Annotated in this window: 10 protein-coding genes; 5 read left to right on the top strand and 5 right to left on the bottom strand. The window is 66.7% G+C overall.

Annotation, left to right across the window (positions count from 1 at the left end; translation table 11 throughout):
- Positions 1-65 precede the first annotated feature (65 nt).
- Complete coding sequence (locus tag BMY69_RS16295) at positions 66-1,466, top strand: amidase (RefSeq protein ID WP_090180191.1); 1,401 nt, start codon at positions 66-68, stop codon at positions 1,464-1,466.
- Positions 1,463-2,098: an alpha-ketoglutarate-dependent dioxygenase AlkB family protein gene (locus BMY69_RS16290; protein WP_090180470.1), complete on the top strand. Its 636-nt coding sequence runs from the start codon at positions 1,463-1,465 to the stop codon at positions 2,096-2,098. Before BMY69_RS16295 ends, BMY69_RS16290 begins: the two co-directional genes overlap by 4 nt.
- A gap of 44 nt (positions 2,099-2,142) precedes the next feature.
- On the opposite strand, the gene BMY69_RS16285 is transcribed toward BMY69_RS16290, so the two are convergent.
- Genes BMY69_RS16285 through BMY69_RS16270 form a run of 4 tightly spaced genes read right to left on the bottom strand, consistent with a single transcriptional unit; the run spans position 2,143 to position 5,642 of the window.
- Complete coding sequence (locus BMY69_RS16285) at positions 2,143-2,757, bottom strand: ABC-type transport auxiliary lipoprotein family protein (RefSeq protein WP_090180188.1); 615 nt, start codon at positions 2,755-2,757, stop codon at positions 2,143-2,145.
- A complete protein-coding gene (locus BMY69_RS16280; protein ID WP_090180185.1) occupies positions 2,754-3,692 on the bottom strand; it encodes an MlaD family protein in 939 nt (312 codons plus the stop codon). The genes BMY69_RS16285 and BMY69_RS16280 overlap by 4 nt, the downstream gene beginning before the upstream one ends.
- Before the next feature lie 4 nt (positions 3,693-3,696).
- Positions 3,697-4,506: an ABC transporter ATP-binding protein gene (locus BMY69_RS16275; protein WP_255364593.1), complete on the bottom strand. Its 810-nt coding sequence runs from the start codon at positions 4,504-4,506 to the stop codon at positions 3,697-3,699.
- Entirely contained in the window at positions 4,500-5,642 is a 1,143-nt protein-coding gene (locus BMY69_RS16270; protein ID WP_090180180.1) for an MlaE family ABC transporter permease, read from the bottom strand. Before BMY69_RS16270 ends, BMY69_RS16275 begins: the two co-directional genes overlap by 7 nt.
- 169 nt (positions 5,643-5,811) lie before the next feature.
- Between BMY69_RS16270 and gcvT the strand changes: the two genes are divergently transcribed.
- Entirely contained in the window at positions 5,812-6,918 is a 1,107-nt protein-coding gene (gene gcvT, locus BMY69_RS16265) for a glycine cleavage system aminomethyltransferase GcvT (RefSeq protein ID WP_090180178.1), read from the top strand.
- 67 nt (positions 6,919-6,985) lie between these two features.
- On the opposite strand, the gene BMY69_RS16260 is transcribed toward gcvT, so the two are convergent.
- Complete coding sequence (locus tag BMY69_RS16260) at positions 6,986-8,128, bottom strand: DUF3103 family protein (protein ID WP_090180176.1); 1,143 nt, start codon at positions 8,126-8,128, stop codon at positions 6,986-6,988.
- A gap of 283 nt (positions 8,129-8,411) precedes the next feature.
- Between BMY69_RS16260 and gcvH the strand changes: the two genes are divergently transcribed.
- Both gcvH and metJ read left to right on the top strand, forming a co-directional pair.
- Complete coding sequence (gene gcvH, locus BMY69_RS16255) at positions 8,412-8,813, top strand: glycine cleavage system protein GcvH (RefSeq protein WP_090056894.1); 402 nt, start codon at positions 8,412-8,414, stop codon at positions 8,811-8,813.
- Between the two features lie 431 nt (positions 8,814-9,244).
- A complete protein-coding gene (gene metJ, locus BMY69_RS16250) occupies positions 9,245-9,859 on the top strand; it encodes a met regulon transcriptional regulator MetJ (RefSeq protein WP_090056897.1) in 615 nt (204 codons plus the stop codon).
- Positions 9,860-9,941 lie beyond the last annotated feature (82 nt).

Here is a 9,941-nt window from a genome sequence, read left to right as displayed (position 1 = left end):
AGCGGAAGGGCTTGCACGATCTTCACAAAGCGCGTTCATAATCGTCCCAAGCGCAAGGAGACTTCATGAATACGATGCCGCCGGTCGCCGATGTCGACATGCGACGGGCCACGCTTCTGCAGATACTGCATTGGCTGGCCATTGGACGGACCCAACCCCAGGCCCTGTCCGACGTCTACCAGGACGCCATCGAGCGCCTGAATCCGAAACTCAACGCTTTCGTGGATTACAGCGTGTCGCTGATTCAGGAGCAGTCGCTGGCCGCCGATCGCCGGCGCCGCGATGGCGTCATCGGGCGGCTGGACGGCTTGCCAATCGCGATCAAGGACAACTTCGACGTCGCCGGCGTGCCGACGCGCGCGGGCATGCGGCGGCGCAGCGTGGTGCCCGAGGAAGACGCGCACGCCATCGCGCGCCTTCGTGCGTCGGGTGCGGTGCTGCTGGGCAAGACGAACATGGACGAGGGCGCGTTGGGGCTCACGACCAACAACCCGTTCCATGGCGCGACGCACAATCCGCATCGGCTGGGTTACACCGCCGGCGGATCGTCGGGCGGCGCGGCCGCTGCCGTGGCGGCTGGGCTGGCCGTCGCCGCCATCGGCTCCGATACCCTCGGATCGATCCGCGTGCCGGCGAGCTACTGCGGCGTCTACGCCCTGAAGCCGACGCACGGGGAGATTTCCGCGCGCGGGCTCGTGCCGGCGGCGCGTCGCCTCGATGCCGTGGGCCTGCTGGCGCGCGGCGTGGACGACCTCACCGTGCTGCTGCAGACGCTGGCGGGCTATGACGCCGACGACGCGCGCTCGCGCCGTCGCCGCGTGGCGTTCTCGCCGCCGGACTGGGAGCCGGGCAACCTGCGGGCGGGCTTCCTGCCCGATCTCGCGGCGGTCGGCGTGCAGCAGGACGTCATCGACGTATTCAACCAGGCGCTCTCGAAGCTCCGTGGCGAGCTGGGCGAGCGGCGCACCGTCGACTTCTCCGACTGGGATTTTGCGCGCACGCGTCGCGCGGGCCTTCTGATCATGGAAGCCGAGATGCTCAACACCTTCGCGACGGAGCTCGCGGACGAGGCGTACCCCGTCTCGCCCGGTTTCCGCGAGATGGTGGATTTCGCGGCGCGCAAATCCGCGGCGGATTACGTCGCGGCGGACCTCGTCATCGACGCGGCCACGCTCAAGATGCGCCGCCTCTTCGCGCAGGTCGACGTGCTGGTCATGCCGACGACGCCGCAGGGTGCGTTCCCGCTCGATGGACCGGTGCCGTCCTCGCAGGCCGACCTGTGCAGCTTCGCCAGCCTGGCCGGCTGTCCCGCCGTCAGCATCCCGATGGGCACGCTGCCCAACGGCATGCCCATCGGCATGCAGCTCGTCGGCGCGCGGGGTTCCGACCTGCGCCTGCTCGAGCTCGCGGCCGTCTGCGCGTCGTCGCTCGACGCGGAGCCGGCCTATCCGGTCGAGCCCGCCTGACCGCGGAGTGGCCCCGGATCGACCTCCCCGGCGCGGACGTCACGTTCGCGCCCGCCTGGCTGGATGCCGACGAAGCGGACCGGTTGCTCGAACACCTCCGGCAGGCGTTGCCATGGGAGGTGCACCGCATCCGCATGTTCGGGCGCATCGTGGACTCGCCGCGCCTCAGCGCCTGGATCGGTGACGACGACGCGGCATACCGCTATTCCGGCACGCGTTTCGTGCCGCATCCCTGGACGGCGGAACTGCGGGCGTTGCGTGATCGCGTGGCGGACGCTTGCGACGCGCCGTTCAACAGCGTGCTGGCGAACCTCTACCGGGACGGCGCGGACCGCATGGGATGGCATAGCGACGACGAACCCGAACTCGGTGCACGGCCGGTGATCGCATCGCTGAGCCTCGGCGCGGAGCGCACCTTCCGTTTCCGCGCGAAGGCCGGCGGCGAATCCGTCGCGATCGAGCTGCCGCACGGCAGCCTGCTGAAGATGGCCGGCGACACGCAGCGTCTGTACAAGCACGAACTGCCGGCGAGGAAGCGGGTGACCGGTCCGCGAATCAACCTTACCTTCCGGAACATCGAGCCGCCCCGCGACATCCGATCGCCGATACGATCGGTTCCCACCCGCTGCTAGCAGGCCACCTACCGAAGGGGTGGGAGCCGATCGTATCGGCGATTTCAGGGTTGCCGCTGCGCCGGTGCCGACTGCAGCGCCCAGCCGACCACGTCGCCCGATAGCTTGTTCATCGCGCGGCCGAAGGCCTCGACGACCTGCGGCACTTCCTTCCCGTCGACGGGTTCACGCACCTCGAAGCGGCGGCTCGCGACGATCTGGTGCCTGCGCGTGCCGGCGAGCGTGGCGTCGTAACGCACGACCACTTCCGGCTTGCCGCCGGCGTATTCCGTCTGGAACGCGGCAAGGCTGCCGCCCAGTTCGTAATCGGCGGCGAGATTCGCATCGTCGGTGCTGATGGCGGCGACGCGACCGCTGTCGCGGAACGCGTCGGCGAGGCGGTCGCGGAACAGGCTCGGCACGCCGTCGGCCCAGCGCGCGCCGGCGTACACGGTGATCGTGTTGGCGTCAGGCATCACGGCGATGCGCGAATTGTCGAGCACGCGCGGCACGCCGGGGGCCACGATGCGCAGGGCCCAGTCCACCTGCGCGGGCGCCATGGGGCGACCACCGGGTGGGGCGGGCAACGTATAGATGTGCGGGCTTTCGGCCTTGGGCAGGATCGAGCACGCCGACAGCAGCGCGATGACGAGCGGGGCGACGTGGCGGGCGCGCATCATGGGGTGAACTCCTTGGTCTTCTCTCGGCCGAACAGGTAGCCGCTGGGGTTCTCGTCCAGGCGGCGCGTGATGGATCGCAACGATCCCAGGGTGTCGCGCAGTTCGCGCAGCGCGGGGCCGAGGTCGCCCAGGCTCGCGGCACCGCCGTTGATCGCATCGCTGTTGTCGTTGAGCAGGCGGTCGATCGACGCCATCGAATGTTCCAGCGAGGCCATCGCACGCTGCGCGCTCTCGAGCGTCGCCTTGCCCTGACCCTCGACCAGTCCATTGGCGTTGTGCACGAGAGCGCGGCTTTCGGCCAGTGTCTCGTTCGCCTGCCGGGTGGCCGTCGACAGCTCCTTGATCAGCGAACGGATGTCCTCGCGCTCGTCGGCGATGACGCTGGTGGTCTTCTCCAGGTGGTCCAGCGTGCGTCCGATACGCTGCACGTTCTCCTTCGAGAGCAGTTCGCTCGCTCGCGCGGCGGCCTGGTTGATGTTGGTGATCAGGTCCTCGCCGTTGGCGAGGATGCGGGCGAACGGCGACGGATCCGCGACGATCGTCGGCACCTCGCCGTCATGCCCGACGAGTATCGGGCTGCCGGGGGAGCCACCCGACAGCTGGATGATCGCGACACCCGTCACGCCGGTGAGTGCCAGCTTGGCATGCGTGTCCTTGCGCAGCGGCGTATCGCCTTCGACGCGGATGCGCGCGAGCACGCGGCGCGGGTCTTCCGGATCGAGCTTCAGCTGCATGACGTCGCCGAGGCGGATGCCGTTGTACTGCACGGCGCCGCCACGGGACAGGCCTGTCACGGCCTCGTTGAACACGACGTCGTAGTAGTTCCATTCCTGATCCGAATGCGCCTTGGCGAGCCAGACGCCGAAGCCCAGGCCGAACAGCACGACCAGGACGGTGAACAGACCGATGAGGATATGGTGGGCACGGGTTTCCATGGGTCTACTCCCTGCCCGGATGGGCGGCGCGAGTGGCCGCGCGGCCGCGCGGTCCGTTGAAATAGGCCTGTACCCAGGCGTCGTCCGTCTGCGCGACCTCGTCGATCGGCGCGGCGGCGAGCACGCGGCGCTGCGACAGCACGGCGACCCGGTCACAGGTGGAGTAGAGCGTGTCGAGGTCGTGGGTCACCAGGAACACGGTGAGGCCAAGCGCGTTGCGCAGCGTCACCAGCAGGCTGTCGAACGCGGCCGCGCTGATCGGGTCGAGGCCCGCGGTGGGCTCGTCGAGGAAGAGGATTTCAGGATCGAGCGCCAGCGCGCGCGCGAGTGCCGCGCGCTTGATCATGCCGCCCGACAACTGCGACGGATACTTGCGCCCCGCGTCGACGGGCAACCCGGCCAGCGCGAGCTTGACGCCCGCCAGGCGGGTGGCGTCCACGCGCGGTAGGTGCGCATGTTCCACGAGGGGCAGGGCGATGTTCTCGGCCACGGTGAGCGAGGAAAACAACGCGCCACTCTGGAACAGGACGCCGAAGCGGCGCTCCACCTGCGAGCGGCGTTCGGCGGGCAGGGCGAGCAGGTCCTCGCCGAACACGCGGACCTCGCCGGCCACCGGGCGCACGAGCCCGATGATCGTGCGCAGCAGTACCGACTTGCCGGTGCCCGAACCGCCCACGATGCCGATGATCTCGCCTCGGTAGACGTCGAGGTCGAGGTTCTCGTGCACGGTCTGCGTGCCGAAGCGATTGGTGAGGCCGCGCACCTCGATGACCGTTTCGCGAGAGGGCGTGGGGGCGACCTGTGCGTTCACCAGTCCATCTCCATATAGAAGAGTGCGGCGAGGGCGTCGAGCAGGATCACGACGAAGATCGACTGCACCACGGCGGAGGTGGTGTGCTCGCCGACCGACTGCGCGCTTCCCGACACCTTGAAGCCCTCCATGCAGCCGATCACCGCGATCATGAAGGCGAAGACGGGCGCCTTGGCGATGCCGACGAGGAAGTGCGTGATCCCGATGTCCGCCTGGAACATGTTGAGGAACATCGCCGGGGAGATCTTCAGCACCACGAAGCAGACGACGCCACCGCCCACGATGCCTGCGACCATCGCGATGAAGGTCAGCAGCGGCAGGCCGATCAGAAGGGCCAGCACGCGCGGCAGCACCAGCAGTTCGATGGGATCGAGGCCGAGGGTGCGGATCGCATCGATCTCCTCGCGGGCCTTCATCGATCCGATCTGGGCGGTGAAGGCGCTGGCGGTGCGTCCCGCGAGCAGGATCGCCGTGAGCAGCACGCCGAATTCGCGGAGGAAGGCGATGCCGACGAGATCGACGGTGAACAGGCTCGCGCCGTAGCTCGCCAGCGCGGTCGAGCCCAGGAAGGCCACCACGCAGCCGACCATGAAGGAAAGCAGCGCGAGGATCGGCACGGCGTCGAGGCTGGTCTGCTCGATGTGCGACACGAGCGAGGTGACGCGCCAGCGGGCGGGCCGCCATACGGTGGCGCCGAATCCCTGCAGGGTGATGCCGATGAAGCCGAGCAGCTTGAGGGTCTGCTTCCAGAAGCCCGACATCGCCTTGCCGATGCGTTCCAGCATCACCACGAAGCCGGCGTCGCGCGGCCGCTTGATCCCCTTGCAGTAGGTGTCGATGGCGTCGCCGACCGTCTTGAGCAGGGCGCGGCGTGCCGGCGGCAGCGTCTCGTCCTGCGCGAGGGCCTGCGTCCGGGCGCTGCCAAGCAGCTCGGCCACCACGAACGCCCCAGAGGTATCCATGGCGCCGAGTCCAGCCGTATCGACGGCCGTCGTCGCGTCGATCGAACCCGCCAGCTCGGTGGCGCGCTGCTGGAGGCGCTCGTAGTGGGGCAGCGTCCAGTCGCCGGCTAGCACGAGGCGCGCTCCGCCCGGGTCGCGGGTGAGCGTGGCGGTACCGGGCGCGGATGGGGTCGTCATGCCGGAAGGCTAGCAGGAGTCATGGGCGAAATCGTGGTCCGGATTGGCGCCGCGGCGGCCCCGTGGCGTTTCCTTCCGCGGCCGTTGCTGCGCCTGCGCTTGGACGCCGGGCCGCGCGGGGTCGATAATGCCGGGCTGATCCCACCGCCATCCCCCTCAAGGTAAGACGATGACCGACAAGACCGAACTCAACGCCACCCACCGCGAACTGGGCGCCCGCATGGTCGACTTCGGCGGCTGGGACATGCCCATCGCCTACGGTTCGCAGATCGAGGAGCACCACGCCGTCCGCAAGGACGCCGGCATGTTCGACGTCTCGCACATGACCGTCGTCGACCTCACCGGCGAGCGCACGCGTGACTTCCTCCGCAAGCTCGTCGCCAACAACATCGACAAGCTGGCGAAGCCGGGCAAGGCCCTCTACACCTGCATGCTCAACGAGACGGGCGGCGTGGTCGACGATCTCATCGTCTACTTCCTGCGCGAGGACTTCTTCCGCCTCGTGGTGAATGCCGCGACCCGCGTGAACGATCTGGCCTGGATCGAAAAGCATGCGGGCGAGTTCGGCGTCACGGTCCGCGAGCGTCCGGAGTTCGGCATGATCGCCGTGCAGGGCCCGAACGCGCGCCAGAAGCTGATCGACCTGCTCCCGGAGGACGTCCGCGAGAAGGCGACCAGGCTCGGCAAGTTCGCCGCGATCGAGGTGGAAGGACCGAACGGCATGCCGCTGTTCCTCGCCCGCACCGGCTACACCGGCGAAGACGGCTTCGAGGTCGTCGTGCCCAACACGCGCGTCGTGGAACTGTGGAAGCTGCTGCACGACGCCGGCGTCACCCCGGCGGGTCTTGGTGCCCGCGACACGTTGCGCCTGGAAGCGGGCATGAATCTCTACGGCCAGGACATGGACGAATCGGTCACGCCGTGGGAAGCCGCGCTCGCATGGACGATCTCCCTCGACGAGGGGCGCGACTTCATCGGCCGCGCCGCGCTGGAGAAGCAGAAGGCCGATGGCGTACCGCGCACCATGATCGGGCTGGTGATGGACGAAAAGGGCGTGCTGCGCCACGGCCAGAAGGTGCTGACGTCGGCGGGCGAGGGTGAGATCCTCTCCGGCGGATTCGCGCCGACCCTCGGCAAGTCCGTCGCGTTCGCGCGCGTCCCGGTCGGCGACCTCGGCGACGTCCGTGTGGACATCCGTGGCAAGGAAGTGCCGGTGCGCGTGGTCAAGTTCCCGTTCGTGCGCGATGGTCAGCTGATGGCGGGTATCGCGGGCTGATCTCGACACACTATATATATGCGTGACACAGGAGGGCGGCCCATGGCCGCCCTCCTGCTTTTCTTCGTCAGCGACCTTTCACCGTATAGGGTTCCAGAACGATGCTGGCGTTGTTGGCGGCACCCTTGCGGGGCTTCGCGCGGGTGCCATAGTCCTTGCCTTTCTCGATGACGTAGAACGAATCCAGATAATCGTCGTCGTTCCTGAGCCAGCGATTCGGCATCGCGTCGATGATGGCCTTCGTCATCCCGGAGACGACGGTGATCGGGAGCGCGTACGGACCGCCGAAGGCCGAAAGCTGGCTCACCGCGCCGGCCACCGCGGAAGCGACTTCCTTGAAATCGGTGTCGTCCTTTTCGTAAAGCGTGAATCCCACGTAGTTGCTGCTGAACTCGCGCCAGTTGATCAGGTCCTGCCCGGGCGTGTACCAGATCTTGTCGTATGCCAGCCACGGCATGTCCTTGAAGACGACGTGCGCCTTTCCGTCGTGGCCGACGCCGTTGACGATCGCATAGACCTCCGAGCGGGTGAGCCCTTCAGTCACACTGTCATGTTCCCCGTCGTAGGCGAGGTGGATCTCCTTGAGCACGGTGAGGTCCTCGTCGCCCGTGGTCACCTCGTCGGGCTCGGGTCCCTGCAGACCCAGGTCGCGCAGGGTCTCATTGACCATCGCGATGCCGGCGCGCGTGGCCTCCGGACTGTTGGTGTCCACCACGAGCATGGGCACGTCGGGAATCGCGTCCATCGCATAGCGGTGCGGCTTGCCGTCGGGGTCGAAGGCCACCAGTTGCTCCTGGCCCGTGGTGGCGTCCACCGTCTTCGCCGCGGTCCAAAAGTCGGAGGGGTCGATCGTCCGGGCCGCGCCGTGTGCGCCGAGCACACGGAGGTTGAGAAGTCCGTCGATGCGCCCGTCGAGTCCGCGCAGACGCGTGGCCTGTCGCTCGAGGTCGCGGAGCGCGGCGGTGCTGTCGCCGCGGGCCGCCGTCCCGTCGTGGTTCCTGTAGCTGCGGATCACGTCGACGAGCGGGGTGCGTTGCTTGCCCAGGTTTTCCTTCAGTGCGGCAGCGAAGGTCTGATCGTCGAGCAATTCGGCGAGTTGCTTCGCTGCGTGCTCTCGCACTTCACCGATCGCCTGGCGGTCACCCGCCGTGGCGGACAGGGACATGGCGAGGGACGCGGCGAGGGCGGTGGCTTTCAGAATTCTCTTCATGACGTGTTGCTCCTGATGGGGGACTCATAGGCGCCCGCGAAGGGCAGTCGGCGGCCGCCCCGGATGGGGATGGGCGGACGCTTCTACGGCGTAGGAATCGCTCGCCGTGGTGCCAAGGTAGCCGTGGCTACGGCGTCGCCGATGTCGGTTCCGGTTTCTCCGGCTTGTCGGCGTTTGCCGATTCGTGCCTCGGTTCACGGCGACGTCGCCCCCGAACGTCTGCGGATCAGTACAATTGCCCGACCCACCACCCGCATCCGTCCGAAGACAGCGAGGCCTACCTATGAGCAACAACGAAATTCCCGGCGACCTGAAGTTCGCGAAGTCCCACGAGTGGGTGCGCGTCGAGCAGGACGGCACGGTCACCGTTGGCATTTCCGACCACGCGCAGGGCGCGCTGGGCGATCTGGTTTATGTCGAACTGCCGGAAGTCGGCGCCGAGGTTGAAGCCGGCGCGGGTGCTGCCGTGGTCGAGTCCGTCAAGGCGGCGTCCGATATCTACGCGCCGGTGTCGGGTGAAGTGATCGCGGTCAACTCCGATCTCTCCGACAAGCCGGAGACGATCAACGAGGACGCGTGGGATGCCGGCTGGATCTTCAAGCTGAAGATCAAAGACAAGTCCGAACTCGACAATCTTTTGACGGCCGACGAGTACGCCGACCAGGTCGAGAAGGAAGACAACTGATTCCTTCCGGCAAGTCCGGAACCGATGCCGGTCCCTCGCGACCGGCATTTTTTTGTCCGCGGGAGGGGTTCCCGGCAAAATTTTTTTTGCCCCCAGTTGAACTCCGTTCATCCCCGGAACGACCGCCGCCGACCTGCCTTCGAGGGTCGCGACGGCGACGCGCGAAGGCATCGCCCGCGCCGCGCGATGATTCGGCGCTGCGCACTAAACACCTTTATTTTAGGCATTTGCTGAACGCTTTTTCTGAAGCGGTGCGATTACTCCTGCGCTCGATCGTGCGCAGCGATTATTCGGAAACCCGCCGGATCGACTGTCGAGCGGCGCGCACACGCCATGATTGCCGGCCGCAACGTCTTCAATTTAGAGCCAAAATTTATTGACAGCGGAAATGTTCAGGAATAGCTTTTGCGTCAATTGACGGGGAACCGGAAATGGAAAGAGATCAATTCATCAGGCCGTATGTGGAGCATGGTTCGAAAGCTGGTTCGGTTCGCAAGATCACGGTATCGATTCCGCTGCATGTTCTCCGCCTGCTTTCCGATGAACGCACACGCCGCCAGGTGAACAATTTGAGGCACGCGACGAACAGCGATCTGCTGGTTGAAGCGTTCCTCCACGCTTTTACTGGGCAACCACTGCCAACTGATGAGGAGCTGAGAAGAACTATGGCCACTGCCAAGAAAGCCACTGCCAAGAAGTCCGCCGCCAAGAAGGCGACGAAGAAGTCGACCGTGAAGAAGACCGCCGCCCGCAAGTCGCCGGCGAAGAAGGCCTCGACCCGCAAGGTCGCGACCAAGAAGGCTGCAACCCGCAAGTCGCCGGCCAAGAAGGCTGCTGCGAAGAAGTCCGTCCGCAAGGCACCGGCCCGCAAGGTCGCCGCCAAGAAGGCGGTGAAGAAGGCCGTCAAGAAGGCAACCGCGAAGAAGACCGCGCGCAAGGCTTCGCCGCGCAAGGCCGCTTCGAAGAAGGTCGCCGCCGCCAAGGTCGTTCGCGCGACCAAGGCCGCCAAGGCACCGAAGGCCCCGAAGGCCGCCAAGGCGAAGTAAGCGTCACCTTCCAATAAGAAACTCGTTGTTGCGAATTAGCTCCCCGCGGTGCCCAGCGCGGGGAGTCACTTCGAAGACTTGA

The sequence above is a fragment of the Luteibacter sp. UNC138MFCol5.1 genome (assembly GCF_900110505.1).
Taxonomy (GTDB): domain Bacteria; phylum Pseudomonadota; class Gammaproteobacteria; order Xanthomonadales; family Rhodanobacteraceae; genus Luteibacter.
This window is presented reverse-complemented; position numbering and strand designations above follow the sequence as displayed.